The 25,747-nt window shown below is 68.1% G+C and carries 23 protein-coding genes and 1 pseudogene; 10 read left to right on the top strand and 14 right to left on the bottom strand.

Annotation, left to right across the window (positions count from 1 at the left end):
• Positions 1-52 precede the first annotated feature (52 nt).
• Both VFG33_RS31925 and VFG33_RS31920 read left to right on the top strand, forming a co-directional pair.
• Positions 53-490 (top strand): hypothetical protein, encoded by a 438-nt coding sequence (locus VFG33_RS31925; protein WP_325056711.1) that lies wholly within the window; start codon positions 53-55, stop codon positions 488-490.
• Between the two features lie 29 nt (positions 491-519).
• Positions 520-1,968, top strand: a complete 1,449-nt coding sequence (locus tag VFG33_RS31920; protein ID WP_325056710.1) for a multicopper oxidase family protein — start codon at positions 520-522, stop codon at positions 1,966-1,968.
• A 6-nt stretch (positions 1,969-1,974) separates the two neighbouring features.
• Here VFG33_RS31920 and VFG33_RS31915 read toward each other — a convergent pair whose 3' ends face one another.
• The 4 genes from VFG33_RS31915 to VFG33_RS31900 all read right to left on the bottom strand — a co-directional run bounded on the left by VFG33_RS31915 (position 1,975) and on the right by VFG33_RS31900 (position 3,694).
• Positions 1,975-2,235 (bottom strand): Txe/YoeB family addiction module toxin, encoded by a 261-nt coding sequence (locus VFG33_RS31915; RefSeq protein ID WP_325056709.1) that lies wholly within the window; start codon positions 2,233-2,235, stop codon positions 1,975-1,977.
• On the bottom strand, positions 2,232-2,474 hold the full coding sequence (locus tag VFG33_RS31910; protein WP_325056708.1) for a type II toxin-antitoxin system Phd/YefM family antitoxin: 243 nt from the start codon (positions 2,472-2,474) through the stop codon (positions 2,232-2,234). The genes VFG33_RS31915 and VFG33_RS31910 overlap by 4 nt, the downstream gene beginning before the upstream one ends.
• 85 nt (positions 2,475-2,559) lie before the next feature.
• Complete coding sequence (locus tag VFG33_RS31905) at positions 2,560-3,117, bottom strand: carboxymuconolactone decarboxylase family protein (protein ID WP_325056707.1); 558 nt, start codon at positions 3,115-3,117, stop codon at positions 2,560-2,562.
• Between the two features lie 172 nt (positions 3,118-3,289).
• Positions 3,290-3,694, bottom strand: coding sequence for a TIGR03668 family PPOX class F420-dependent oxidoreductase (locus VFG33_RS31900; protein ID WP_325056706.1), 405 nt, complete (start codon positions 3,692-3,694; stop codon positions 3,290-3,292).
• 99 nt (positions 3,695-3,793) lie between these two features.
• On the opposite strand from VFG33_RS31900, the gene VFG33_RS31895 reads away from it, so the two are divergent.
• Positions 3,794-5,080: a hypothetical protein gene (locus VFG33_RS31895; protein WP_325056705.1), complete on the top strand. Its 1,287-nt coding sequence runs from the start codon at positions 3,794-3,796 to the stop codon at positions 5,078-5,080.
• On the opposite strand, the gene VFG33_RS31890 is transcribed toward VFG33_RS31895, so the two are convergent.
• The 4 genes from VFG33_RS31890 to VFG33_RS31875 all read right to left on the bottom strand — a co-directional run bounded on the left by VFG33_RS31890 (position 5,066) and on the right by VFG33_RS31875 (position 7,737).
• Positions 5,066-5,725, bottom strand: coding sequence for a DedA family protein (locus VFG33_RS31890; protein ID WP_325056704.1), 660 nt, complete (start codon positions 5,723-5,725; stop codon positions 5,066-5,068). The genes VFG33_RS31895 and VFG33_RS31890 overlap by 15 nt on opposite strands.
• Positions 5,726-5,771: 46 nt before the next feature.
• Positions 5,772-6,662, bottom strand: coding sequence for an SPFH domain-containing protein (locus VFG33_RS31885; RefSeq protein ID WP_325056703.1), 891 nt, complete (start codon positions 6,660-6,662; stop codon positions 5,772-5,774).
• Positions 6,650-7,096, bottom strand: coding sequence for an NfeD family protein (locus VFG33_RS31880; protein ID WP_325056702.1), 447 nt, complete (start codon positions 7,094-7,096; stop codon positions 6,650-6,652). Before VFG33_RS31880 ends, VFG33_RS31885 begins: the two co-directional genes overlap by 13 nt.
• A gap of 74 nt (positions 7,097-7,170) precedes the next feature.
• Positions 7,171-7,737: a helix-turn-helix domain-containing protein gene (locus VFG33_RS31875; protein WP_325056701.1), complete on the bottom strand. Its 567-nt coding sequence runs from the start codon at positions 7,735-7,737 to the stop codon at positions 7,171-7,173.
• Positions 7,738-7,795: 58 nt separating this feature from the next.
• Here VFG33_RS31875 and VFG33_RS31870 point away from each other — a divergent pair, with 58 nt between their 5' ends.
• From VFG33_RS31870 to VFG33_RS31855, 4 genes and pseudogenes are all read left to right on the top strand, one after another.
• Positions 7,796-9,037, top strand: a complete 1,242-nt coding sequence (locus VFG33_RS31870) for an MFS transporter (RefSeq protein ID WP_325056700.1) — start codon at positions 7,796-7,798, stop codon at positions 9,035-9,037.
• A gap of 10 nt (positions 9,038-9,047) precedes the next feature.
• Positions 9,048-10,568, top strand: a pseudogene (gene lysS, locus VFG33_RS31865) (lysine--tRNA ligase).
• Positions 10,569-10,843: 275 nt separating this feature from the next.
• Entirely contained in the window at positions 10,844-11,176 is a 333-nt protein-coding gene (locus VFG33_RS31860) for a histone-like nucleoid-structuring protein Lsr2 (protein ID WP_325056699.1), read from the top strand.
• A gap of 340 nt (positions 11,177-11,516) precedes the next feature.
• Positions 11,517-14,057, top strand: a complete 2,541-nt coding sequence (locus VFG33_RS31855) for an ATP-dependent Clp protease ATP-binding subunit (RefSeq protein WP_325056698.1) — start codon at positions 11,517-11,519, stop codon at positions 14,055-14,057.
• 53 nt (positions 14,058-14,110) lie between these two features.
• Here the strand turns inward: VFG33_RS31855 and VFG33_RS31850 are convergent, their stop codons facing one another.
• Together VFG33_RS31850 and VFG33_RS31845 are read right to left on the bottom strand one after the other, a co-directional pair.
• Positions 14,111-14,635, bottom strand: coding sequence for a hypothetical protein (locus VFG33_RS31850; protein WP_325056697.1), 525 nt, complete (start codon positions 14,633-14,635; stop codon positions 14,111-14,113).
• A complete protein-coding gene (locus tag VFG33_RS31845; RefSeq protein ID WP_325056696.1) occupies positions 14,632-17,559 on the bottom strand; it encodes a hypothetical protein in 2,928 nt (975 codons plus the stop codon). Before VFG33_RS31845 ends, VFG33_RS31850 begins: the two co-directional genes overlap by 4 nt.
• 150 nt (positions 17,560-17,709) lie before the next feature.
• Between VFG33_RS31845 and VFG33_RS31840 the strand changes: the two genes are divergently transcribed.
• Both VFG33_RS31840 and VFG33_RS31835 read left to right on the top strand, forming a co-directional pair.
• A complete protein-coding gene (locus tag VFG33_RS31840; protein WP_325056695.1) occupies positions 17,710-19,890 on the top strand; it encodes a kinetoplast-associated-like protein in 2,181 nt (726 codons plus the stop codon).
• 72 nt (positions 19,891-19,962) lie between these two features.
• Complete coding sequence (locus tag VFG33_RS31835; RefSeq protein ID WP_325056694.1) at positions 19,963-20,916, top strand: DivIVA domain-containing protein; 954 nt, start codon at positions 19,963-19,965, stop codon at positions 20,914-20,916.
• A gap of 147 nt (positions 20,917-21,063) precedes the next feature.
• Here the strand turns inward: VFG33_RS31835 and VFG33_RS31830 are convergent, their stop codons facing one another.
• Positions 21,064-21,957, bottom strand: a complete 894-nt coding sequence (locus tag VFG33_RS31830) for an iron-sulfur binding domain-containing protein (protein WP_325056693.1) — start codon at positions 21,955-21,957, stop codon at positions 21,064-21,066.
• A 32-nt stretch (positions 21,958-21,989) separates the two neighbouring features.
• Between VFG33_RS31830 and VFG33_RS31825 the strand changes: the two genes are divergently transcribed.
• Positions 21,990-22,646, top strand: a complete 657-nt coding sequence (locus tag VFG33_RS31825) for a hypothetical protein (RefSeq protein ID WP_325056692.1) — start codon at positions 21,990-21,992, stop codon at positions 22,644-22,646.
• Here VFG33_RS31825 and VFG33_RS31820 read toward each other — a convergent pair.
• The 3 genes from VFG33_RS31820 to disA form a co-directional block, all read right to left on the bottom strand.
• Entirely contained in the window at positions 22,643-24,160 is a 1,518-nt protein-coding gene (locus tag VFG33_RS31820; protein WP_325056691.1) for a DHA2 family efflux MFS transporter permease subunit, read from the bottom strand. The two genes, VFG33_RS31825 and VFG33_RS31820, sit on opposite strands and share 4 nt — an antisense overlap.
• The gene (locus VFG33_RS31815; RefSeq protein ID WP_325056690.1) at positions 24,136-24,708 is read right to left on the bottom strand and encodes a PadR family transcriptional regulator; all 573 of its coding nucleotides are present in this window, start codon (positions 24,706-24,708) and stop codon (positions 24,136-24,138) included. Before VFG33_RS31815 ends, VFG33_RS31820 begins: the two co-directional genes overlap by 25 nt.
• 88 nt (positions 24,709-24,796) lie before the next feature.
• Positions 24,797-25,747, bottom strand: a 951-nt coding sequence (disA, locus tag VFG33_RS31810; protein ID WP_325056689.1) for a DNA integrity scanning diadenylate cyclase DisA, incomplete at its 5' end; no start/stop codon positions are given.

Genomic DNA, 25,747 nt, shown 5'->3' with positions numbered 1-25,747 from the left:
GGAGATGTGCGTGGTCGCAGCGCGCGGGTCGCGGTCCGGGGGAGGATCGATTGTGAAGTCCACCTATCGCGTGCTGGCGCAGCTGATCGCAATCGGCGTGCTGCTGCAGGCCATGACCATCGCGCTCGGCTGGTTCATGGTGCTGAAGGATGTCGACGGCGGCGCGGTGTTCGACAAGAACACCGACTTCAACTTCGGCCAAGTGGCGCACGGCATGATCGGCCTGATAGCGATCCCGTTGCTCGCCATTCTGTTGCTGATCGTGTCCTTCTTCGCCGGCATCGCCGGTGGGGTCAAGTGGGCCGCGATCGTGTTCGGACTCGTCGTCCTGCAGATCGCACTGGCCTTCGTCGCGTGGGGTGCACCGGTGATCGGCGCACTGCACGGCGCCAATGCGCTGGCCCTGATCGCTGTCGCGGGGATGGCGGGCAAGCGGGCGGCGAACCAGCCGGCGGCCGCCGCGCCGACCAGTACTGAGGCGACCATCTAGATGCCCTTGGCAACCTTCGAGGGCCGGTCGTGACCGCTCGGCTGCCCCGTCGCCGCGTGCTGGTCGCGCTCGTGGCGACGCTGGTGGTGCTGGCGCCGCTGGGCTGGATGTGGCAGCAGAGCCTGGTGCCGAACGGCCTGGCGCCGATGGACATGGGGTACGCCGACTACGGTGGCGGCCCGGCGATGTCGATGGCGCACGCCGGCCACGGACGTGATCTCAGCAAGCTGGTCGCGCCCGCGAACCAGGCGGCCGACGTTTCGGTGAAGCTGGTCGCGCGCAAGGAGAGTTTCGACATTCCCGGCCGGGGCCCGATGAAGGGGTACACCCTCAACCACACGTCACCGGGCCCGCGGATCACCGCGAAACAAGGCGATCTCGTCGAGGTGACGCTGATCAACGAGTCGGTCCCCGATGGGGCCACTCTGCATTGGCACGGAGTCGACGTACCGGCTGCTGTGGCCGGCGTCGCCGGTGTCACGCAGGACGCGGTGATGCCGGGACAGACCTTCGTGTACCGGTTCGTGGCGGTCGACGTGGGGACGTACTGGTACCACTCGCACCAGTTGTCGCACGAGCAGGTGAAGGACGGCCTGTACGGCGTACTCGTGATCTCGCCCTCTCCGAGCGACGTGATCGCGGCGGTGCACACGTACGACAAGATCCGGACGGTCAACGGGGAGTACGGCGAGCGCCGGGTCTCCGCGGTGCCGGGGAGCACGGTGCGGGTTCGGCTGATCAACACCGACAACGGACCGATGGCTGCCTGGGTCGACGGCGCGCAGTACCGGGTTGTTGCTGTGGACGGTACAGAGGTGAACGGGCCGACTCTTGTCGAGGGGAAGTCTGTGCTCGTGACGGCGGGCGGTCGGATCGACCTGGCGATCACCTTGCCCAGTGGGGCGATTCGCATCGGACTGGGTGGTGGGCCGACGACTTTGGTGATCGGCTCGGGGGACGCGCCGACGGGTGCCGAACCTGGTGCGTCGGTCGATCTGCTGAGCTATGGGAAGACGGCTGCGCTGCCCTTTGATCCTGCTTCGGCGGATCGGCATTTCGAGTACCGGATCGGCAGGCGGCCCGGGTTCTACGACGGCGTACCTGGGCTGTGGTGGACGATCAACGGGCACCAGTTCCCGAAGGTGCCGATGTTCGTGGTGGCCGAGGGGGACATCGTACGGATGACCGTGCAGAACAAGTCAGGCCAGGTGCACCCGATGCATCTGCACGGACACCACGTCGTCGTGCTGAGCCGCAACGGCGTGGCCGCGACCGGCTCCCCCTGGTGGGTCGACTCCCTCAACGTCGAGGACGACGAAACCTACGAGATCGCCTTCGTCGCCGACAACCCCGGCATCTGGATGGACCACTGCCACAACCTCCCCCACGCCGCCCAGGGCCTCATCACCCACCTCATGTACGAAGGCATCACCACCCCCTACCACCACAACGGCCCCACCAAGAACCAGCCGGAATAGGACCGTCTACTTCCCGTAGTGGAACCGGGCTTGCAGGATCACGAGATCGTCGGCGTCGACGAGGTACACCAGTCGGTGCTCGCTGTCGATCCGCCGCGACCAGGCTCCTTGGAGCATGTGCTTCAGAGGTTCAGGTTTACCGATGCCGCTCTGTGGGTCGCGCAGCGCATCCTCGATCAGACGGTTGATGCGCTTGACTTGCTGCCGGTCCGCGCCCTGCCAGTAGGTGTAGTCCTCCCAGCCGTGCGGAGTGAACACGAGCCTCACGTCAGCTCGTGTTCCTCCCGTTCACCTCGCTGGGCCTGTGCCAAGCTCTCGAGCAGCCGCCGGGCGTTGGCCGGCACGCGCAGCAGGTGCGCCGTCTCCTCCAACGCGCGGTAGTCGTCGAGGGACAGCAGGACGGCTCCGCCCGCTTTCGACGTGATCTCCACCGGAGTGTGATCCTCGTTGACCTGCTCGATGAGTGGGAACAGATCCTTGCGTGCGGCCGATGCCGTGATCGCCATGGGATCCCCTCTCTGGTTGGTTGCTGCCTGTTGATCGCTCGAGCGCAGTGGTACAGGAAATGGTACCAGTTGATTGGTCGAGCGATCAGTCGATTGGGCGGCCGACGGTTAGGGCTTTGGCCAGGGCTGGGGGTAGGAGGGTGTGATAGGCGGCGTCGGGGGTGGTGCCGGTGGCGTCGAGGGTTTTGGAGAAGAAGCAGCGGGCGGCGGCTGCCAGGGCGACGTCGAGGACGTCTTCGTCGCTGAGGCCGAGGGCGCGCAGTACGTCGACGTCCGACTGGGTGATGGTGTCGGCGGCGAGCGCGACCTTGCGGGCGAAATCCATCACGGCCCGGTCGACGGGATCTTCGGCCGGCGTGGTGACGAGCGTCGCGACCTCGTCGGATGAGAGGAACTTGTCGGCTAGAACCTGGCCGTGCGCGAGGCAGCAGTAGCTCGACTTCAGGGCGGTCGCGGCGGCCAGGGTGGCGAGTTCATAGCGGCGCAGGTCCATTCCTGCCTTGATCGCGCCGTTGAGCTGCGCCCAAGCCTGGTAGACCTCCGGCCTGGCCGCGAAGGTCCTGACGAAATTCGGGATATGTCCGGCCGGCGCCCGGTTCGCCTCGAGATGGGCAGTGTTTTCGGGCGTACTGATGAAAGTCATAGAGGTCCCCCCTTGCTGTTGAACCCCACGGTAAGGCCCAAGCACTGCCGCCCACTTGCAACAAGCTGCAACTTTCTTGCTACGCCGATCTCAACGTCGACCCGAGGGTTTCCGGCCGGGTGCAACTGCAGCGCTGGAACGGCAAGACCTGGGTCGTCCTCACCACGAACGCCTAGCTGTAAGACCAGCCGGTCCAGTTGTCCACAGTGATGTGGATGAAGGGGCCGGCTGGTGGCGTCTCGGCGTACTGCGGGTACTTGGCCACCAAGCCCTCGGCGGAGGCGTCAGAGCTCACGGCGGCGTGGCCGTCGGCGCGGATCCACCAGAGCTGGGTCCAGTCCGCGTCGTAGTGGTCGAGCAGGAGTGAAACCTGGGGATTCCAGGCGATGTTGCGGAGGCGGCGGAGGTTCGTGGTTGTCTTGGGTTTGTGGTCGATCGCGATGAGCAGTGAATCGTCGCCGGTCAGGGCGAACGTCACCGGCACGATGTGCGGGCGCATATCCTCACCCGTAGTGGCCAGAAAGACCCTGTCCGCCAGGCGGAACCGCTGCCGGCAGACGTCGGCCGGAAGTATCACGATTCGGTCCTCCTTCTAGGCATCGGCTTGTCCACACTATGTATGGTCAAGCCGGTCCCTGCAGTGAGGCGGTATCCGCGACGAGGTAGGTGAGGCGAGATGGTCAGGGTGCGGCTCGCCCTTGCCTCGGCCGTGGTTCTCAGCGCCGGCGTGCTGACCGCGTGCTCGTCCGACCCGACCCCGTCCGCGGTCACGATCGGGTGGGCGGACAACACCCGCCAGGCCGTCCAGGTCAGCTGGAAGGACTCGAACGCCCCGAACCGGATCTCCATCGAAGGCATCGTCAGCTCGAGCCCGTCGTACATCAAGTATCTGGCCGCGGGGGAGCCGAACAGCTGGGCGATCCCGACCTCGGCGTTCCCGCCGGACGGCAACTACAAGATCGCCTTGGCCGTCGGTACTTCGCAGGGTGGCATCACCAGCAAACTGGCCCGCTCCCCGATGTTCGACACGGACGGACCGCAGCGGCCCTCGGACGCGGTGGCGACCCCGAGCGGCAAGGACGTGGTGGTGACCTGGAAGGTGCCGCCGCCCGCGCAGGACTTCACCCCGGGGGATCCGCTGGACGTGCCGAAGGGGAGCCAGGTCTACCAGCCGGTGATCGGCAGTAACGGTCAGCCGTTCCGCGCGGTCGGGGCCGGGACCACCTCGACCCGGCAGGTGGTGAAGAACGTCAAGCCGCCGTACTTCTTCCAGTTGCGGGCCAAGAACGAGTGGGCTTCGCTGACTGGCGGCGAGATCTCCGCCCGGACCAGTTACACGACGGCCGCGGTGCCAACGCTGTGGACCTTCGGGCATCAGATGATGATCCGCGGCAGGACCGTCCTACAGGAGATCAGCTGCGCCGAGAGCCGTTGCTTGGCGCAACAGAACACGGCGGCCGGGCTGACGGTTGTCGTGCTGGCGCAGAACAAGGCCGGAGGTCCGTGGGTCCAGGCCGGGCGTGGGACCACCCAGCCCGGCGGGCACTTCGAAGTACGGGTCAACACCGTTGGCAGCCGCTCGTACCGCGCCTATGTCCCCGCCGCCAGCCGGGCGGGTTCCCTCTCGACCGAATCCAGCAGCAAGACGTACCTGACTCGCAGCCGTCTGCAGATCCAGGGCGCCGGGTACTCCGGCGGCAACCTCCACAACCGCAACGACGTGATCAATGCGGTCGTCGTGGTCCGTCCGGTCGTCAACAGCGCCGCGATGCTGCAGTTCTGGAACGGCAAGACCTGGGGCAACGTCAAGGCCACGCCGATCCGCAACGGCCGCGCCACGCTCGCCTTCAAGGCGACCAAGCCGGGCCTGTTCGCCTACCGCTTCCTGGTCCCCGGCACGTCGTACCTGGGCACGACGGTCTACGGCACAGCGACTCCCAGCCTGGTACTACGCGTCCGCTGACTCCGCCACCGCAGGCTCAGCCGGTACGACGTCGCTGGTCCGGCGGCGAAGCCTGTAGATCGCGTACGCCGCGACGAGGCCGACTGCGACAGCCACCAGAGCCCAGACGGAGAGTTGTCCGAAGATCTTGTCCGCGTTGTCGCCGATGTTGAACGCGACGATGCCGATCGTGGTCGACCAGGCGATACCGCCGGCCGCGTTGGCCGCGAGGAACTGCGGGTACGGCATCCGGAGCATGCCCGCCATCGGGCCGGCGAAGATCCTCAGCAGCGCGACGAACCGCCCGAAGAAGACGGTCCAGACGCCGTACTTGTGGAAGTACTTCTCCGCCTTCACGATCCGGACCTCGGAGAAGTGTCTGGACCGTCGCCCGAGCCGTTCGAACAGCCCGCGGCCGGCCTTGCGCCCGATGAAGTAGCCGATCGAGTCGCCGATGATCGCGCCGGTGGCGGCCGCGCCGATCACCAGCACCAGCCGCAGGTCACCTTGGGACGCCAGCAGCGCGGCCGCGATCAGCGTGGTCTCGCCGGGCAGCGGGATGCCCATGCTCTCGATCCCGATCACCAGGCCGACGACGAGATAGGCCAGGATCGCGAACCCCCCGGTCGGTATCGAAATGGCCAATGCGTTGAATGTTTCCCCCATACCTCCATCCTGGCATCCGGGGGCAACTAGTTACCTGACCTGTGATCTAGTCCGCCCGGGGAATCTCCGCAGGGATGCCATTGGTCGAGGGGGCGACGGGTGGCGGAGTCGGGTTGAAGGCCTTGGTGACGTTCTGCAGGGCTGACGTGACCTCGGACGGGATCACCCAGAAGGTGTTACCCGGGCCCTTCGCGAGTTCCGGCAGCATCTGCAGGTACTGGTAGGCGAGCAGCTTCGGGTCCGGGTCGTTGCGATGGATCGCCTCGAACACTGTGTCGATCGCCTGCGCCTGCCCCTCGGCGCGCAGGATGGCGGCCTGCCGGTCGCCCTCGGCGGTCAGGATCCTGGCCTGCCGCTGCCCCTCGGCGCTGAGGATCGTGGCCCGCTTCTCCCGGTCCGCCCGCATCTGCTTCTCCATCGACTCCTTGATCGAGACCGGCGGATCGATCGCCTTCAGCTCGACCCGGTTCACCCGGATGCCCCACTTGCCGGAGGCCTCGTCGAGGACGCCGCGCAGTTGCGAGTTGATGTGCTCGCGCGAGGTCAGCGTCTTCTCCAGGTCCATGCTGCCGATCACGTTGCGCAGCGTGGTGACGGTGAGCTGCTCGATCGCCTGGATGTAGTTGAAGATCTCGTACGCCGCGGCGCGGGGATCCGTGACCTGGAAGTACAGCACCGTGTCGATGTCGACGACCAGGTTGTCCTCGGTGATCACCGAGCGCGGTTCGAACGACACCACCTGTTCGCGTAGGTCGATCAGCTGCCGGGGCCGGTCGATGAACGGGATGACGATGTTCAGTCCGGGCTCGAGCGTGCGCAGGTACCGGCCCAGCCGTTCCACGTTGCTGGCCCTGGCCTGCGGCACGATCCGGACGGTACGCAGTACGAGCACGACCGCCAGAACGGCGACGACCAGCCCGACGATCAGTTCGGCCATGGTTCCTCCCGGGGATGGACGAGGGCGGTGGCGCCCTCGATTGCGAAGACGTCGACCCTGGTCCCGGCCGGGATCAGCAGGTCGGGATCGTAGGACCGCGCGGTCCACTCCTCGCCGCCGATCCGGACCCGGCCCGGATCGCGTCCGACCGGACTCAGGACAACCGCCTCGCGCCCGATCAGCGCGGCGACCCCGGTCCGCAGTTGCGGCGTACCGGTCAGGTGGCGGCGGGCGACCGGGCGGACCAGCGTGATCATGGCGGCGGCGGTGACGGCGAACGCGAGCAACTGCAGGCCGATCCCGAGCCCCAGCGCCCCCAGCGCGGCCGCGGCGAGCGCGGCGACGGCGAGCAGGAGCAGGTCGAGCGTGGCCGTCATCAACTCGGCGATGCCGAGGACGGCGGCGATGGTCAACCACAGAAGCCAGGACTGCATAAAAACCACCCGCGCCGGCGGAAGTGCCTGTCTTCTGAAGGTACTCCCGCTCAGCCCGTTGTGTTCCTAACAGTTCAGCTTTCTTCGGGCGCCTTCCCGGTCGGTACTACGACCAGCAGCGTGCTGATCTGGCGCGTCGCGGCGGGGTGGTTCGTCGCCGTCCGGCCCTTCCGGTAGCGATCGATCACCTCGGTGAGCTCCTGGTCGAGCTGCTCGGTCTCCGCCCTGGTCAGCCACAGCCGGCTGCGGTTCAGCTTGCTGAGGTCGTCCCACGGGTCGTCCCCGGCCAGCTCTTCGAACTGTTCGAGCACCCGCAGGATGTTGTTCCGGATCATCGTCTGGCTGGCGATCCGGCCGGCGCCGCCCGACTGGGTGCTGACCTCCAGGCCCTGGGCCGGCGCCCGCCAGGGGCGTTCACGGCCGTCCGTGGACGTGTCGGCGCGCTCGACGATGCCCCAGCGTTCGAGGGCGCGCAGGTGGTAGCTGGTCGCGGACGGCGTCAGCCCCGCCAGTTCGGCGCATTCCGTCGCGGTCAGCACCTTCCCGCTGTACAGCTCGTCGATGATCACCTGCCGGGCCGGATGGGCCAGGGCACGGATCGCCCGCGGATCGGTCAGGACCAGGCGCTTCTTCTTGGCCACGGCGACAGCGTAGCGGGTCCCTTGACGCCGTCATATCTGAAGCAGTAGCTTCATAACTATGAAGCAAACACTTCAGAACTCAGGGCCTGGCCGGTCGATCTGGTCGTTGCGGGACGTGCGGCTGGTGCTCCCCGCTCGCGCCGTCTCCTATGCCGGTGACTCGATCGCCCTGGTGGCGCTGATGCTGAGGGTCTCCGAGAACGGCGGTCCCGGCGCGATCACCGCGCTGCTGCTCGCCTTCGCCGTCCCGACGGTGGTGATGATCCCGTTCGCCGGTCGCATCGTCGACGGCTACGACTCCCGCAAGGTGCTGGTCTGGGCGTCTGTGCTGCAGGCGGCCGCTGGGGTCGGGCTCGCCTTCTGCCACGGCCTCGCCGCCACTCTGGCTCTGGTCTGCGTCCTGCAGTTGGGTCAGGCCGTGGCCGGCCCAGCGTGGGGCGCCCTGATCCCGCGGATCGTCGGTGAGGAGTTCGTCGGCAAGACGACGGGCACCAGCCAGGCCCTGATCGGCGTGGCGACGCTGGCCGGATCGGCCCTGGGTGGCTTGCTCGTCGGCTGGGCCGGCGATCGCGGAGCCCTGCTGGTGGACGCGTCGACGTTCGTCGGACTGGCTGTCGTGGCGCGCCTGGTTCGGACCCGGCGCAGCCCCGAGCGGGGCGCCGTACGGGAGCGGGGTGCGCTGACTGCCGGATTGCGGAGCATGTTCGGCGACCCGTTGCTGCGGATCCTCGTACCGGCTCTGTGGGTGTTCGTCCTGGCCGGCGAGGCGGTCAACGTGGTCGAGGTCTTCCTGATCACCGACGAACTCGGCCTCAGCTCTAGCGGGTACGGCGGAGTCCTGGCCGCCCAGGGAGCGGGCGCGATCGTCGGCGCCTGGTTCACCGGCCGGCTGCGGAACGACTCCGCCCGCTCACGGGCCGTGCTTGCCGGTACTGCGGCGATCGGGGCGTCCTGCATTCTGATGGGAGTGGCCGGGAACGTGGTCACCCTGGTGATCGGAGCCGTCTCGGTCGGGTTCGGCGGAGGCATGCTCAACGCCGCGACCAGCACCCTCGTCGTGACCCGGTCGGCCGAGGCGGTTCGTGGCCGGGTGATCGCCGCCCTGAGCGGAACCGCCCGGGCAGCCAGCCTCCTGGCTCTCCTGCTCGGTGGCCTCGTGGGTGCCCTGCTCGGTCCCCGGATGACCTTCGTGACCGCTGGTTCGGGGATGGCGATGATGACGGTCGTCACCGCGGTACTGCTGATCCGGGTCAGTAGGCAGTGGACAAAGGATTCGGCCGAAGAGGTGCTCACTCACTAGCCTTTAGGGCATGACTGACCCACGTGAGACCCCGGCGACCCCCGACAGCGGGCAGGACGACCTGCCCGAGCAGATCCGGGTACGCCGGGAGAAGCGTGACCGGCTGCTGTCGGAAGGGGTCCAGCCGTATCCGATCTCGGTGCCGCGGACACACACCCTGAAGGAGATCCGCGAACGCTACGACAGCCAGGAGCTGGAGCCCGACACCAAGACGGGTGAGCAGGTCTCGGTGGCCGGCCGGGTGATCTTCCTGCGCAACACCGGCAAGCTCTGCTTCGTCCGCCTCCGCGAAGGGGACGGCACCGAGTTGCAGGTGATGCTGTCGCTCGCCGATGTCGGCGAGGAGGAGCTGGCCCGGTTCTAGGCGCTGGTGGACCTCGGCGACCTGCTCTCGGTCCAGGGTGAGGTGGTGACGAGCCGCCGCGGCGAGCTGTCGGTGCAGGCGACCGGCTGGCAGATGGCCGCCAAGACGCTGCGGCCGCTGCCGAACGAGCACAAGCCGCTGAGCGAGGAGGCCCGGGTCCGGCTGCGCTATGTCGACCTGATCGTCCGGCCCGAGGCCCGCGACATGGTCCGGACCAAGGCGGCCGTGCTGAAGTCGCTGCGGTCGACGTTCGACCAGCAGGGCTTCATCGAGGTCGAGACGCCGGTGCTGCAGCTGACCAACGGCGGCGCCGCGGCCCGGCCGTTCCGGACCCACCTGAACGCGTTCGACCAGGAGATGCTGCTGCGGATCGCGCTGGAGCTGGATCTGAAGCGCGCGATGATCGGCGGCGTCGACCGGGTCTACGAGATCGGCCGGACCTTCCGCAACGAGGGTCTCGATTCCACTCATGCGGCGGAATTCTCGATGATCGAGGCCTACCAGGCCTACGGGGATTACGGCTCGATGAAGACATTGCTGCGCGACCTGATCCTCAATGCGGCCGACGCGGTCGGCCGCACGGTGGTCACCGGGCGCGACGGGTCGGAGATCGACCTGACCGCCCCGTGGCGCGAGGTGAGTGTTTTCGAGCTGATCTCGGAAGCGGTCGGTGAAGCGGTCGACGTGAGCACCGACGCGGCCCGGCTGACGAAGCTGGCCGAGCAGCACCAGGTCGAGTTGCAGCCCGGCTGGAATGCCGGTGAGATCGCGCTCGAGCTGTACGAGAAGCTGGTCGAGCACACCCTGATCCAGCCGACCTTCGTGCAGGACTATCCGGAATCGGTCCGGCCGCTGGCCAAGCCGCACCGGTCGGTTCCCGGGCTGGTCGAGGCGTTCGACCTGATCATCAACGGGGTCGAGCTGGCGCCGGCGTACTCCGAGCTCAACGACCCGGTGATCCAGCGGGAACGCCTGGTGGCACAGTCGTTGCTGGCCGCGGCCGGCGATCCCGAGGCGATGGACCTGGACGAGGATTTCCTCCGCGCGATGGAGTTCGGCATGCCGCCGGCCGGTGGGCTGGGGATGGGGCTGGACCGGCTGGTGATGTTGTTCACCGGGGCCGGTATCCGGGAGACGATTCTGTTCCCGTTGCTGCGTCCGGAGTGACCGCTAAATCGGGCCCGGGAGCCGTTGCATAGCACAACCAACGGCCAAATCCATTCCCGGGTCCGATTTCTTGCCGACACGTACCCGGAGTGACGTGAATACCCATCGTCACGATGGATGCGCTGCGTCGATCGGACCGGAGTGTTTAGTCACATCTTTACGGCCCATTCCGCCTGTTGAATGACAGGATGCCGGTTTGTGCGGTACAAATCAGTATCAAGTTTTAACGGCAGGGGGATTGTGCCCGGTGACGGGCGCGGAAAGGACTGTCATCGATGGCGCAAAGGGTTCAGGTGGTTCTCGAGGACGATCTCGACGGCGGTAAGGCCGACGAGACCGTGACCTTCGGGCTGGACGGTTCGACGTACGAGATCGATCTGTCCAAGAAGAACGCCGCCAAGTTGCGCGACGCCCTGGCCGGGTATGTCGGCGCCGGGCGCCGGGTGGCCGGCCGCCGGGGTGGCGCCGCGGGCCGTGGGCGGGGACGGGGCCGGTCCGCGACCGATTCCGCCGACATCCGCGCGTGGGCCAAGGACAACGGCTACGAGGTCAGCGAGCGGGGCCGGATCTCCGCCGAGGTACGGGCGGCGTACAACGAAGCCAAGTAAATTCGGACAAGATCTGCCGGTCCCGGTGCCAGTCGATGGCACCGGGACCGTCCGCATTCCGGCCGTATCACACTGTGGACACCGCCGGCCGGGATCGTCCGGCCGGATGACTGAGAGAACAACAAAGCCGACGAATTCGCTGGTGGCGAACACCGGGCGCGCCGGGAACACCGGCGGACCCGGGGTGGTTGTTCCCTTGTGATCCCCAGTTGGCGGCCGTACCGGAGGTCGCGGCTTGTTCGCTGAGAGCGAGCCTGTCGGTGCCGGGGACTAGCATGCATGTACGGGGGTCGGCCTAAACGGCACGTCCGACTCCTCTGAGGCAAGGAGCGCTTTGGCGATGTTTGAACGATTTACGGACCGCGCCCGTCGGGTAGTCGTCCTGGCTCAGGAAGAGGCCAGGATGCTCAGCCACAACTACATCGGGACCGAGCACATCCTGCTCGGCCTGATCCACGAGGGTGAAGGTGTCGCCGCCAAGGCTCTGGAGAGCCTCGGTATCTCGCTGGAGGCTGTCCGTTCCCAGGTCGAGGAAATCATCGGCCAGGGACAGCAGGCTCCCAGTGGGCACATCCCGTTCACCCCTCGCGCCAAGAAGGTACTGGAGCTCTCCCTGCGTGAGGCCCTGCAACTGGGCCACAACTACATCGGCACCGAGCACATCCTGCTCGGCCTCATCCGCGAGGGTGAGGGCGTCGCAGCGCAGGTCCTGGTCAAGCTCGGTGCGGACCTGAACAAGGTCCGGCAGCAGGTCATCCAGCTGCTGAGCGGATACCAGGGCAAGGAGACGGCGACAGCCGGTGCCGGGGCCACCGAAGGTGCCCCGAGCAGCTCCCTGGTGCTCGACCAGTTCGGCCGGAACCTCACCCAGGCCGCCCGTGAGTCCAAGCTCGACCCGGTGATCGGGCGCGAGAAGGAGATCGAGCGGGTCATGCAGGTGCTGTCCCGGCGGACCAAGAACAACCCGGTCCTGATCGGTGAGCCGGGCGTCGGCAAGACCGCGATCGTCGAGGGCCTGGCCCAGGCGATCGTGCGTGGCGACGTGCCCGAGACCCTGAAGGACAAGCAGATCTACACGCTCGACCTCGGCGCGCTGGTGGCCGGGTCGCGCTATCGCGGTGACTTCGAGGAGCGCCTGAAGAAGGTGCTGAAGGAGATCCGCACCCGCGGCGACATCGTGCTGTTCATCGACGAGATCCACACCCTCGTCGGGGCCGGCGCGGCCGAGGGCGCGATCGATGCAGCCAGCATCCTGAAGCCGATGCTGGCCCGTGGTGAGCTCCAGACCATCGGTGCCACCACCCTCGACGAGTACCGCAAGTACGTCGAGAAGGACGCCGCGCTGGAGCGCCGGTTCCAGCCGATCCAGGTGGCCGAGCCCTCGATCGCGCACACGATCGAGATCCTCAAGGGCCTCCGGGACCGCTACGAGGCGCACCACCGCGTCACCATCACCGACCCGGCCCTGGTCGCGTCGGCGCAGATGGCCGACCGGTACATCTCGGACCGCTTCCTGCCGGACAAGGCGATCGACCTGATCGACGAGGCCGGTTCCCGGTTGCGGATCCGCCGGATGACGGCGCCGCCGGACCTGCGCGAGTTCGACGAGAAGATCGCGAACGTGCGCCGGGAGAAGGAGTCGGCGATCGACGCCCAGGACTTCGAGCGGGCGGCGTCGCTTCGTGATGACGAGAAGAAGCTCATCAACGCGAAGGCCGAGCGGGAGAAGCAGTGGAAGGCCGGCGACATGGATGTCGTCGCCGAGGTCGACGAGGAGCTGATCGCGGAGGTGCTCAGCACCGCCACCGGCATCCCCGTCTTCAAGCTGACCGAGGAAGAGTCCTCGCGACTGCTGAAGATGGAGGAGGAGCTGGCCAAGCGGTACATCGGCCAGGTGGACGCCGTGAAGGCGCTGTCCCGGTCGATCCGGCGGACCCGTGCGGGTCTGAAGGACCCGCGCCGGCCGAGCGGCTCGTTCATCTTCGCCGGTCCGTCCGGCGTCGGTAAGACCGAGCTGTCCAAGGCCCTGACCGAGTTCCTGTTCGGCGACGAGAGCGCGCTGATCAGCCTCGACATGTCCGAGTACTCCGAGAAGCACACAGCTTCCCGGCTGTTCGGTTCGCCTCCCGGTTACGTCGGCTACGAAGAGGGCGGCCAGCTGACCGAGAAGGTCCGCCGCAAGCCGTTCAGCGTGGTGCTGTTCGACGAGGTGGAGAAGGCCCACCCGGACATCTTCAACTCGTTGCTGCAGATCCTGGACGAGGGTCGTCTGACCGACGCCCAGGGCCGCGTGGTCGACTTCAAGAACACCGTCATCATCATGACCACGAACCTGGGGACCCGGGACATCGCCAAGGCCGTCGGCCTCGGCTTCTCCCAGGCCAGCGACACCGGCAGCTCGTACGAGAAGATGAAGGCGAAGGTGACGGACGAGCTGAAGCAGCACTTCCGTCCCGAGTTCCTGAACCGCGTCGACGAGATCGTGGTCTTCCACCAGCACGGCAAGGAAGAGATCGTCAAGATCGTCGACCTGATGGTCGCGCAGGTGGAGGGACGCCTGAAGGACAAGGACATGGGCATCGAGCTCACCCCGGCGGCGAAGGCTCTGGTCGCCGAGCGTGGCTTCGACCCGGTCCTGGGTGCTCGCCCACTGCGTCGCGCGCTGCAGCGTGACGTGGAGGACGCACTGGCCGAGAAGATCCTGTTCGGGGAGCTTCGCCCGGGTCAGATCGTGCTCGTCGACGTGGCCCCTGAGGGCACCGTCAGCGCGGACGGGGTGGCCGAGTACTTCACCTTCACGGGGACTCAGAAGGCCCCGAGCCCCGATCTCGAACTGACCGAGATCGCCGGCGGTGCGCCGTCCGGCGTGCAGGACAGCTGACAACGCAGTACTGAAGGACCCCGCGGACGTGATGTCCGCGGGGTCCTTTGCGTTCAGCGGTTGGTGCGGAGGCGGGTGATGGCGTCGGCGACGGCCTGGTCGTCGGGCGTGGTCGGGCGGGGACGATCGGCCAGGAGTTGGGCCGTGGCGCACAGGATCCAGATCAGGCCAGTCACCACGGCGACGGCAGGACCCGGTCCGGCCCAGGTGTCGCTGATCGAGTCCAGCTCCTTGGCCTGCCAGCCGCCGGCGATGAACAGCAGTGCCAGCACTCCCGTGGCCGCACTCGCCGCCTGCGCCTTCGGCCCGGCAGGCAGGCTCAGCGCCGCGATCGAAGTCGTCAGGCCGGCTAGCCAGGTCAGCGCGAGTGACGGCTGGACCTCGAGGCCGAGTTGCCAGACCGACAGCCCGAGTCGGCGGCTGAAGGTCCACGGCAGCAGCAGCGTGAGGCCGGTGGCCAGTGCTGTCAGCAGCGTGGCGCGGGCGAACCACCGGTGCTCGCTGGTCGCGAGGACCTGCTCGGCGGCGTCGAGCCGGCGGGGGAGTTCCTCGTCCGGGAGGAGTTCGTCGCCGATCATCGGGTCGGCTCCAGCCGGACGACGTCGTTGCCCAGTTCGAAGTACAGGTTGGTGCCGATCACGGTGACCTCGTCGGCGGCCTGCGGGACGCCCTGCGCCGGTCCGGCGATCAGCGTCACCTTGCTTGGCCCGTCCACCCGGGCCAGGTGGCTGCCGTCGTACACCCAGAGCTTTCCGTCCGGACCGGCGAACCACTGGCCGTCTGTGGTCCACTGGCTCGCCGGTACGCCGCTTGCGGAGATCGGCCAGCCCGAGGTGGCTCCGCCCAGCAGCGGGCTCGTGCGGCCGTCGCGCTGGACGAGCAGTAGGCGTTCTTCGACGACCATGGCGAGCTCGCCCGAGCTGAGCTGGACCAGACCGTCCTCGCGGAGCTTGCCGTCCACGTGCAGACGCTTCACCTGCTGCGCCGGGCCGTAGAGGGTGTAGGTGCTGTCGCCGATCGCGGTGACGAGCCGGTCGCCTGCGGCAGCTCCTGACCCACCGCCCTGCGTCGCCGACGCGGGCTGAGGATCGCGGACCACAGTCGCGCTCCCGCCTCGCAGATGGACGGCCACCTCGCTGACCGGCTTGCTCAGGCTCGGCACTGTCCACCAGAGACCGCCCTGTCCGTCCGGAGCCCACACCTGGGCCGCGTTGGGCAGACGAACCCGCGCGACGTGTCCCTGCGAGTCCAGCGCCAAGTGGGTACTCCTACCAGAGGCCGCCTTGCCCGGCTGCCCTCCTGCCGTCACCGGCGGATCCTCCACCGGCACAGATGGCAGCACAGAGGCCCTGTACGCCGTACTGCCATCCGCGGGTGTTCTGCGATCGCAGCGAGCAGTGGGTTCGGGGGCAGCCTGGTAAGAAGCGGCGGTGGCGGCTGCCTCGCTAATCTCGAGCACCTGGTCTCCACCACCCGGCGCTACTCCGAGCAGCACGGACCCGTCAGGCCTGGCCTCGATGCTGTTCACCCCGGCGACTCCACCTGGCACGCGCCGCAGTACACCGTCCGGGGTGACCACCACGGTCGGGGAGCTGCCGCCGAGCCAGAGGTTGCCGCGTACGTCGATAGCAAAGGCGTCGACAGTCAGGGACGAGCTGGCAACGTCGCTGCTGAGTACGCAGCCTGCAGGGGCGATCCCCGTGACCTGCTGCGGTTTAGTGCCTGGCCTGCTGACAGCCAGACCGGTCTCGCTGGTGCGCCACGCTGTGGTGCCATCCAGCCCGGTAGAGACCGCGTTGCCCGGCGCGCCTGGACCGGGATCGACCAGGAAGTCCTTGAGGTCCATGCCGATGTGTAGTTGGTTCGCCGGGATCTCCCACGTGCTTGCCGAACCCCAGACGACGATCGAGCGGTTCGCGTTCCGGTGGGTCAGCGCGGGACCCTGGCCTGTCGCGAGGATGTCGATGCCGGGCGTGACGTAGAGCGTGCCGTCGGAGTTCTCGTGGCTCAGGCTGACATCCGCGGCGACAAGGGTGAGCGGGACCGACAGGATCGCCCACGGCTTACCGCCGGCTCCTCCGGCGAGCAGCACCATCCGGTCGTCCGTCACCCCGAGCAGGGCCGGCGGGGTCACCCCATGGCTCAACGTCACCCGCGGAAGAGCTACCCCGTCGCGGTACTCGAACACGGTCGACCCCTCGGAACCAGTCCGGCCGAGCAACCACTGGCCCGGCGTACCGTCGAGGGTTCCGGCGACGGAGTCCAGCGGGTCCGACGTGCCGATCGCGACCCGCATACCCAGTCGATCGACCAACTGGCCACCGCGCAGGTCCAGCAGCGCGTGTGGCGCCCCAGCAACCACCACAGGCCGGTACTGCGATGCTGCCGCGGCTGGCACGAACAGCCCGGCTCCAACGGCGATCAGCCCGGCTGCAGCCACTACCCCCAACCGCAGGCGCCACCCGGGTCTGCGGTGGCGTACCGAGAGGGCCGTGGTGGTTCCGCCGACGGCTAGGAGGAGCACGCCGACGGTCAGGGCGAGCCATGCTCCTAGGCCGGGTCGGTAGCCGACTCCATCGGACAGTCTGGGCGGGAGTTGCATGAGGGCTGCGAGGGTTCCGGCGATCACCAGTGCGCCGGTGGCCACGGACGCCGCACGTAGTACGAGGGCGGCGGGCTTAGGGGCGACCAGGGTGGCTATGGCCGCGCAGAGTGTGGCAAGCGCGGTCGCGACGATCAGTGCCGCCCAGCCCACGGCGTACGGGATTTCCCAGAGCTGGGCACGACCGAGGCCAGCGTCCCCTCCTGTGGGACCGAGTGAGACCGGGTCGATGAGCTCCCGCCAAGGCAGCACCGTCGACAGCAGCAGGAGTGCGGCGAGGGCACCGCTGACGACCGGGATGAGGGTCGGCCGGGGGGTTGCCGAATCGGCTACAGAGCTCAGCTGGACAAAGGTTGCCCGTATTTCGGACTGATTGAGAGGCGTTTCCGGAGCAGGTTCCGGCTGCTCCGGAACGACCGGTTCGACGACCGGAACGCGAGTCGCCCAGTAGGCCGCGATCGACGCCGCGAGGCTGCCGCAGGCGACGATGCCGATCACAGCGGGTGAGGTCGAACAACCAGTTCGCCCTTGGGACGCCAGGCCGGCCCAAGTGATCACGGTGACGAGCGCGATGGCCGCCGAGCCCCAACCGCGAACTTGCTGACGAAGCCGCAATCGGTCGGCACACAAGCGATCTGCGAGCAGCAGAGCGACGAGTACGAGGGGTAAGGCGAGTGCCGGACCACGTCCACTCACCGGCTGGGAGGTAGCCCGCCAGAGGTAACAGCCTGTACTCGCGGAGCCGGGAACCAGCACGGCGAGGGTGCTACCCACTGCGAGACACGCGAGCACCGCGCCCTGCCATTGCGGACGGCGTAACGTCCTTCGCTGCCGCAGTTCTTCGGTCCTGATCAGGGCCGCCGCAGCCAGCGATTCGGTGGGAAGATCGCGCAGCGGCATGAAATGAAGTTACCCGCCAACCGATATGGCTCGTTGTAGAGGCATGACCACGCCGTTTGGCCACTGCTCGTGACTGCTTCAGGTCACAACACGTACACAACTGGACCCGGACTGTTGGAGAGGGGGCCGGAGATGGAATCATCTCGTCGCATGGACGCACCGCGTCTGCCGCTCACCAAGGAACCGGTCGCCGACGCCGGTTCCTTTGGCGTGCGGCAAGCGGGTGGTGTGCTGGAGCGTGCGCAGCGGATCGCGGACACCCTGCGCGAGCAGGCGGAGTACGAGAACGATGCCGCACGCGAGGAAGCGGACCGGCTCCGGGCTGAAGCCGAGCGCGTCCGCAGCGAGGCCGAGGCGGCTGCGCAGAGGCTGCGTGCCGATGCGACGTCGTCCGCCGAGCGGCTGCTCAACGACACTGAGCGAGCCGCCGAACAGTTGCGCAACGAGTCGGAGCACACGGCCGAGCAGTTGCGGGACGAGTCCGAGGCGCGGGCCGCACAGTTGCGCTCCGAATCGGAAGCACGAGCGGCGAAGCTGCGGGCCGACTCGGAGCAAGAGGCCGAGCGGGTCCGCGCCGAAGCACTTGCGGAAGCCGAGCGGGTTCAAACCGAAGCGGCTGCCAAAGCAGAGCAGTTGCGAAGCGAGTCGACCGCTGAGGCTGAGCAACTGCGTAGCGAGTCGACTGCGGAGGCCGAGCGGGTTCGTAGTGAGGCGATCGCCGAGGCCGAGCGGTTGCGCAGTGAGTCCACTGAACAAGCCGATCAGCTGCGGTACGAATCGACTGCGGAGGCCGAGCGGGTCCGAAGCAAGGCGGCGGCTGAGGCCGAGCGGCTCCGGGTGGACTCGGAGGCCGCGGCAGAGCAGTTGCGCGCCACGGTTGACGAAGAGGTCGCGAAGCGCCGCTCGGAGTCGGAGGCTGCCATCGAGCGGCTCCGCGCCGAGACCCAGGCCGCTGCCGACAAGCTGCGCGCGGAATCGATCGCTGCTGCCAACAAGCGACTGGCTGATGCTGAGGCCGAGGCCGCCGGCCTGAAGGAAGAAGCCGACGAGCTGCTCGAAGAGGCCCGCCAGGTTCGCGAGGCCGCGGAGCACAACGTGGACCGGGCCGGTCGTGAGGCCCAGCAGCTCGTGGCGGACGCCGGTGAGCAGGCCGCGCTCGTCTCGCAGGCCGCGGTCCGCAACGAGGCCGAGCTGATCGCCCGGGCCGAGTCCGAGGCCAACGAGCTCCGGACCGCGGTCGAGCGGGAGGCCGAGGCAGCCCGCGAACGGGCCCGGGTCGAGATCGCCGACGCCCATGCCGAGATCGAGCGGCTCCGCGGTGAGAACCGCGCCGAGCTGGAACGCCGGACCGCCGAGCTCGAGGAGACCGAGCGGGCCAAGCTGGCCGCGATCTCGCTGGAGATCGACAAGCTCCGGACCGAGGCGCTGGAGCAGATCGCCCGGCAGAAGGGCGAGGTCGAGGCCTACAACGAGCGCCTGATGGCCGATGCCCGGGCCCAGGCCAAGCTGGTCGTCGACAGCATCGAAGCAGACCGCCGTACTGCGGCCGCCGAGGCGCAGCGGATCGTCGAGGACGCCAACAGGGCGGCGGAGATCTCGCTGGCGGAAGCCGAGAAGCAGACGACCTGGAGTCGCAAGACGGTCGACGATCTGGTCGCCACCGCGGAGCGGGAGGCCCAGGCGATCAGAGACAAGGCCGCGGCCGATGTCGCCGAGCTGGCCAAGGTGAAGCGTGCCCACCTGCGCCGCGTGGTCAGCCGGTCGACCAGCCGGCTCAAGGAGACCCAGGCCGCGATCGCCCAGGAGAACGCCGAGCTGACGGCGCTGGCCGAGACCACGCTCGCGTCGGCCAACCAGCAGGCGGAGGCGACGCTGGGGTCGGTCTCCCAGAAGGCGGAGAAGCTGACCGCGCAGGCACAGGCCAAGGCCGACCGGCTCAAGGCCGCCGCCGAGGTCGAGGCCAAGGAGATCGTCACCCGGGCGCAGCGCCGCGAGGCCGAGGCCCGGTCCGGCGCGCAGGTCCTGCGGGAGAGCGCCGCGAACGATCTCGCCGAGGCCCAGCGCCAGTCGCACGAGCTGATCCGCAAGTCCCGCGCCGACGCCCAGCAGCTCGAGGCGCAGGCCCGCGAGCACGCTGACGAGCTGCGTGCGCAGGCCCGAAAACTTCTCGCCGACGCCGAGGCGAGGGTCGCGGCGCTCAACCAGCGCCGCGACGAGATCACCAAGGAGCTCACCCAGCTTTCGGGTGTGATCGAGGCACTCGCTGTACCTGGCTTCCGCCCGGATGGTGGAATGTCCTCCAGCGAGCGTTCCACGGGGGAATCAGGATGAGGACGTGACAGTCAGATCCTTGTCAGTGACAATGTGTGATCCACCCACCCACCGAAGTGAGCATCAGAAGACATGAGCAGTGAAGCCCACACCCCGTTCCGAACCGTTCTGCGTGGTTACGAGCCTGCCCAGGTGGACCAGCATGTCCGTGAGCTGACCACCTCGCTGACCGCACTGCAGCAGCAGTCCGAGCAGCTGCAGCGGCACGTTCAGGAGCTGCAGGGCCGGACGGACGCCGCCGAGTCGGCAGTTGTCTCCGCGCAGGCGGAGAGCAAGGACCGGACGCCGACCTTCACCGAGTTCGGGGAGCGGGTCGCCAAGATCCTCTCGCTCGCCGACGACGAGGCCCGCGACCTGGTCACCCGGGCCCGTACCGACGCCGACGCGATCGTCGCCGACGCCGAGGGACACGCCAAGAAGGTCCGCAAGGAGGCCGAGCAGTACTCCTTGGACTGGAAGAGCGAGGTCGACGCCGAGGCAGCCCGCATCCTGGAGGAGGCGCGCACCCAGGCCGACGACATGCGCGACGAGGCCGAGCGCGACGCCACCGCGCGCCGTAGCGAGGCCCAGGCTCTGTACGAGCAGGAGCGCGCCAAGTCCGCCCAGGCAGCGGCCGCCTTCGAGACCACCCTGGCCGAGCGCCGGGGCAAGGTCGAGCAGGAGTTCGCCGCCCGGACCGCACTGGCCGAGCAGCAGCTGGCGGCGGTCACCGACCGCGCGGCCCAGGTGCAGCGCGAAGCCGACCGCTCCCGCTCCGAGGCGGAGCGGCTGGCCCAGCAGCAGCTGGCCGACGCCAACCGTCAGGCCCAGGAGATCGTTGCCGCGGCCAAGGACAAGGCCGAGCGGATCCGTGCCGAGTCCGAGCGTGAGCTCGCGGCCGCGACCCAGCGTCGCGACAGCATCAACGCGCAGCTGACCAACGTCCGGCAGATGCTGGCCACGTTGTCCGGCAGCCCGGCGATGCCGCTCGACCTGCTGGCCGACGACGAGGCCGAAGCCACGGCGAACAGCAGCAAGAAGAACTGAGCACCACCCGCTGAGGCCGGCCCCGGCTCCCCCCGGGCGCCGGCCCGCAGCACCGCCCCACCCTCCCGACCCGCCTCCCGCCGGCCGGCGATTCCTTACGTCCGAAGAAGCTGAGGCTATGACCTCAGGTTCTTCGGACGTTGTCGTTTAGAGGGGGAAGCGGTAGCGGGAGTGGGGGAGCGGGGTGACTAGGCCGTCCGCGACTAGGCCGTCGAGGGCTCGTTCGCGTTGTTGGGGGTCGGGCCAGCAGGGGTCGAGGTCGCTCTTCGGGACCGGGCCGGGCGCGGCTCGCAGTACGGCGAGGAGGCGGCCGCGGACCTGGCGGTCGGTGCCCTCGTAGGTCTGCCCCTTGCGCGGCGGACCGGAGTACGGGGGACTGCCGGCGAGGACCCAGGCGCAGCGGCTCTGGATCGGGCACTGCGCGCAGCGCGGAGTACGGGCGGTACAAACCAGGGCACCCAGCTCCATCGTGGCGACAGCCCAGCGAGCTGCTGTGGACTCGTCCTCCGGCAGGGCTGCCGTTGCAAGTCTCTGGTCGGCTGCCGTCGGCGAGATGCTCGGCTGTGCGGACCCATTGAGAGCTCTGGCGAACACACGCCGCACGTTGGTGTCCACGACCGCATGCCGCTGCCCGTACGCGAACGACGCGATCGCAGCGGCCGTGTAAGTCCCTACACCGGGCAGAGCGAGCAGTGCCGCATGACTGTCCGGTACTACGCCTCCGTGCTCGTCCACGATCGCCTTGGCTGCCGCGTGCAGCCGCAAGGCCCTCCTGGGGTATCCCAGCCGGTCCCAAGCCCGCACAGCCTCACCTGGCGCCTCTGCGGCCAGGTCAGCCGGCTTCGGCCAGCGCTCCATCCAGACCCTGTATGCCGGGAGCACGCGGGCGACTGGCGTCTGCTGCAGCATGAACTCGCTCACCATCACTGCCCAGGCACCCGCGTCCGGTTCACGCCAGGGCAGCGTGCGGGCGTTGTCGGCGTACCACTGCAGGACTGGGGCGTGCAGGGCTGATGCGAGGGGGAGCGGCGAGTCTGACATGGCGAACCCAATCCTGACATTAAGGTGCCAGCATGAGCAGCCTGCTCCGTCCGGTCGGGCATCTGCCGGCCAGTGTCTATTGGTTCCGTCGGGCGCTGGTGCTCGCTGTGCTGGTGGTCCTGCTGGTGCTGCTGCTCCACCTGGTCGGTGGCGGTGAGGATCCGCAGAACACCGCGGCCACAGGACCGGATGAGAACCCGAGTGCGCCGGTCGTTCCGAACAGTCCCACTCCCAGCGGCAAGAACACCGCGAAGACCACGGTGCAGCCGTCCGAGACGCCGAAGACCTCCGAGGCACCGAAGGATCTGAAGTGCGCCGGCACCGACGTCCGGGTCAGCGTGCTGCCGTCCGGCCGCAGCATCACGGTCGGCGCCTCGCTGAACTTCGCGATCCAGCTGAGCGGCCTGTCCGACGAGTGCAAGGCCGCCATCGACCCGACCAGGCTGTCGCTCACGATCACTTCGGGCACCGACCAGATCTGGACCACGACCCATTGTGAGCAGGCGATTCCGCGCGCCACCCTGGTCGTTGCCAAGGGCAAGGAGTCGACCAGTACGGTGGCATGGAACGGCCGCCGCTCAGGTCCGGGGTGCCTGCCAGGCCAGCCGCAGGCCAAGGCAGGCACCTACGTTGCCAAGGCTGTCTACGACGGGCAGGCCTCCCCGGCCCAGGCGTTCTACATCGTCTAGTTCCCCGCTTCAGTACGGGCTGCCGCGGGCGTGTCGACCGGACGCTGCATGTGGGTGGGCCTGGCGAACAGCAGCGCCGCGACCAACCCGATCAGCAGTACCGCCGCAGGCAGCATCAATGACTGGGCCATCGAATCGCTGAAGCCCTGATGCATTGCCTCAGGCAACTTGCCGCCACCACCTTCGGCCGACATGGCGCCACCAGGCACCGCCGGCAGGTTCGCGGCCAGCCGCGACTCCATCAGTACTGCGATGCCCGCGCTGCCGAGAACCGCCCCGACCTGGCGAGTGGTGTTGTAGACACCAGCACCCGCTCCCGCTTGGTGCATGGGGAGGTTGCGGGTCGCGGTGCTGCCGATCGGCGCCCACATGAAGCCGTTCGCGACACCGAGCAGCGCGATCGGGAGCAGCAGTTGCCAGATCGGTACGGTCGGCTCGATCACCTGGCTCAGCCAGAACAGCGCGACCGAGCAGCACAGCAGCCCGAAGCCGGCCAGATACCGCGGGTGGGCCCGGTCGGTGAGCTTGCCGACCCACGGTGACAGTGCGCCGGTGATGACGGCCATCGGCACGAGGAGCAAGGCCGACCTGGTCGGGCTCAACTCACGCACGGTCTGCGCGTAGAGCATCAACGGGAACGTCATCGCGGTGATCGCGAACCCGACCGTGGTGATCGCCGTGTTCGCCAGCGAGAAGTTGCGATCCTTGAACAGGGTCAGCGGGAGCAGCGGCTCGCCCTTGTTGCGGGACTGCCAGATGATGAACAGCGCGATCACCACCAGGCCGGCGATGATCAGGGACCAGACCGAGAGCGGACCGGTGATCTGGCCCCAGTCGTACTTCTGGCCTTCCTGGATGCCGAACACCAGGCAGAACAGGCCGACCGTGCTGAGGCCAACACCTAGCCAGTCGAACTTGTGCTCGTGCGTCGGCAGATCCGGCACCAGCCGCATCGCCAGGACGAACCCGATCACGCCGATCGGTGCGTTCAGGAAGAAGATCGACTCCCAGCCGAACGCGTCGACCAGCACTCCGCCCAGGATCGGCCCGACCAGGGTGGCGACACCGGCGGTGGCGCCCCACAGGCTCATCGCGCGACCGCGCTGGTCGGCCGGGAAGATCCGGGTGATCACCGCCATCGTCTGGGGCGTCATCATCGCGGCGCCCAGGCCCTGGAACACCCGCGCGACGATCAGCATCTCGATCGAGTTGGTCAGGCCGCACCAGACCGAGGCGACCGTGAACAGGGCGAGGCCGGCCAGGTAGACCTTCTTCGGGCCGATCTTGTCGCCGAGCCGGCCGGTGATCAGCAGCGGTACGGCGTACGCGAGCAGGTAGGCGCTCGTCACCCAGATCACGTTGCCGACATCGGCGTTCAGATCGGTCATGATCGCCGGCGTCGCCACCGACACGATGGTCGAGTCGACCAGGATCATGAAGAAGCCCAGCACCAGGGCCCAGAGCGCGGGCCACGGCCTGACGCCGGGGATCACTTCTTGCTGCGGTGCAGCCATGGCAGGTCCTTGCTCTCGATACGGTCGATGACGGTCTTCAGCCAGTCGCGCTGGCTCGCGAGCTGGACGCGGTTGTAGTCGGCGGCCAGCCAGAACGGTTCCGGTACGCCGCGCGCGCGAACCTCGGCGATCGCTTCGTCCAGTTCCTCGAGTTGGAGATCGACGTTGTCGAGCCGCAACCGCAGTCGGCGCAGCGCGTCGTCCGGCTCCAGGGTGTGCACCTCGCTCAGCACCACCGGGAACAGCGGGTACTCGTAGACCGGGGCCTCGATGCCCTCCCGGACCCGCCGCACCAGCGCGGCCTGCCCCTCGGCAGTGATCGCGTACGTCGTGCGCTCCGGGCGATTGCCGTCCCGGTCGATCCCGGTGGCCTCGACGAGTTCCTGCCCGGCCAGCCGCTCGACCGTGTGATAGAGCGAGCCGGGGCGGACCTTGACCAGCCGGTCGTTCCGGCGCTTCATCAGGATCTGGTACATCTCGTAGGCGTGCATGGACCGCTCTTCCAGCAGGGCCAGCACCGCGATCCCGAGCGGCGTCAGCTCAGCCATGATCCTCCAGCCCGATTACTCCACGTTGAATGCTCCACGTGGAGTATTACTCGCCGACGGCAGTTCGCGCAATCGCCGTACGGGAGTTTCAGACGTAGCGTTCGAGGATGCTGGACTCGGCCAGCCGGGAGAGTCCTTCGCGGACCGTGCGGGCGCGGTTCTCGCCGACGCCGTCGACGGTCTGCAGGTCGTCGATGCTCGCGGCAAGCAGCTTCTGCAGGTGGCCGAAGTGCTCGATCAGGCGGTCGATCACCGCGCCGGGCAGCCGCGGCACCTTCGCCAGCAGCCGGTAGCCGCGCGGTGTGACCGCGGCGTCCAACTGCTCGGCGCCGCCCAGCTGCAGCGCTCGCGCGACCTGGCCGATGTCGAGCAGGTCGGTCGGGCTGACCGCGTCCAGCTCCAGCAGTACGTCGTCCGCAGTCTTCGCGCGGCGCCCTGTCGCGGGCGGCAGGTAGTCCCGCACCACAAGCTCACGTTCACCGGCGACGCCTGCGACCAATTCGTTCAGCTGCAGAGTGAGGAGCCGGCCGTCCGTTCCGAGCTCGACCACGTAGCCGTCGATCTCGGTCGCGATCCGGCGGACCATCTCCAGCCGCTGCGCGACCGCGGCGACATCGCGAACCGTGACCAGGTCCTCGATCTCGAGTGCGGACAGCGTGCCGGAGACCTCGTCGAGGCGCAGCTTGTAGCGCTCCAGGGTGGCCAGGGCCTGGTTCGCCCGGGACAGGATCGCGCCGGAGTCCTCGAGCACGTAGCGCTGGTCGTCGACGTACAGGGCGATGATGTGCATCGACTGCGACACCGAGATGACCGGGAAGCCGCACTGACGGGCGACGCGGTCGGCGGTGCGGTGCCGGGTGCCGGTCTCCTCGGTGTGGATGGACGGGTCCGGCATCAGGTGCACGGCGGCGCGCAGCATCCGGCTCATGTCGCGGTCGAGGATGATCGCGCCGTCCATCTTGCTGAGCTCACGCAGCCCGGTGGCGGTGAACTCCACGTCGATCTCGAAACCACCGGTCGAGATCGCGTCGACCGTCTT

It is taken from the genome of Kribbella sp., assembly GCF_035687465.1.
Classification (GTDB): domain Bacteria; phylum Actinomycetota; class Actinomycetes; order Propionibacteriales; family Kribbellaceae; genus Kribbella.
The sequence above is the reverse complement of the archived record's forward strand: the minus strand, read 5'-3'. Positions and strand labels throughout refer to the sequence as shown.

What these genes read in the sequence shown, in the direction of transcription:
- VFG33_RS31910 (WP_325056708.1), bottom strand. Translation starts at nt 2,474, where the DNA reads ATGGCGATCACGGCATCGGCCGCACGCAAGGATCTGTTCCCACTCATC.
- VFG33_RS31905 (WP_325056707.1), bottom strand. Translation starts at nt 3,117, where the DNA reads ATGACTTTCATCAGTACGCCCGAAAACACTGCCCATCTCGAGGCGAAC.
- VFG33_RS31895 (WP_325056705.1), top strand. Translation starts at nt 3,794, where the DNA reads ATGGTCAGGGTGCGGCTCGCCCTTGCCTCGGCCGTGGTTCTCAGCGCC.
- VFG33_RS31890 (WP_325056704.1), bottom strand. Translation starts at nt 5,725, where the DNA reads ATGGGGGAAACATTCAACGCATTGGCCATTTCGATACCGACCGGGGGG.
- VFG33_RS31885 (WP_325056703.1), bottom strand. Translation starts at nt 6,662, where the DNA reads ATGGCCGAACTGATCGTCGGGCTGGTCGTCGCCGTTCTGGCGGTCGTG.
- VFG33_RS31880 (WP_325056702.1), bottom strand. Translation starts at nt 7,096, where the DNA reads ATGCAGTCCTGGCTTCTGTGGTTGACCATCGCCGCCGTCCTCGGCATC.
- VFG33_RS31870 (WP_325056700.1), top strand. Translation starts at nt 7,796, where the DNA reads ATGAAGCAAACACTTCAGAACTCAGGGCCTGGCCGGTCGATCTGGTCG.
- VFG33_RS31860 (WP_325056699.1), top strand. Translation starts at nt 10,844, where the DNA reads ATGGCGCAAAGGGTTCAGGTGGTTCTCGAGGACGATCTCGACGGCGGT.
- VFG33_RS31855 (WP_325056698.1), top strand. Translation starts at nt 11,517, where the DNA reads ATGTTTGAACGATTTACGGACCGCGCCCGTCGGGTAGTCGTCCTGGCT.
- VFG33_RS31850 (WP_325056697.1), bottom strand. Translation starts at nt 14,635, where the DNA reads ATGATCGGCGACGAACTCCTCCCGGACGAGGAACTCCCCCGCCGGCTC.
- VFG33_RS31845 (WP_325056696.1), bottom strand. Translation starts at nt 17,559, where the DNA reads ATGCCGCTGCGCGATCTTCCCACCGAATCGCTGGCTGCGGCGGCCCTG.
- VFG33_RS31840 (WP_325056695.1), top strand. Translation starts at nt 17,710, where the DNA reads ATGGACGCACCGCGTCTGCCGCTCACCAAGGAACCGGTCGCCGACGCC.
- VFG33_RS31835 (WP_325056694.1), top strand. Translation starts at nt 19,963, where the DNA reads ATGAGCAGTGAAGCCCACACCCCGTTCCGAACCGTTCTGCGTGGTTAC.
- VFG33_RS31830 (WP_325056693.1), bottom strand. Translation starts at nt 21,957, where the DNA reads ATGTCAGACTCGCCGCTCCCCCTCGCATCAGCCCTGCACGCCCCAGTC.
- VFG33_RS31825 (WP_325056692.1), top strand. Translation starts at nt 21,990, where the DNA reads ATGAGCAGCCTGCTCCGTCCGGTCGGGCATCTGCCGGCCAGTGTCTAT.
- VFG33_RS31820 (WP_325056691.1), bottom strand. Translation starts at nt 24,160, where the DNA reads ATGGCTGCACCGCAGCAAGAAGTGATCCCCGGCGTCAGGCCGTGGCCC.
- VFG33_RS31815 (WP_325056690.1), bottom strand. Translation starts at nt 24,708, where the DNA reads ATGGCTGAGCTGACGCCGCTCGGGATCGCGGTGCTGGCCCTGCTGGAA.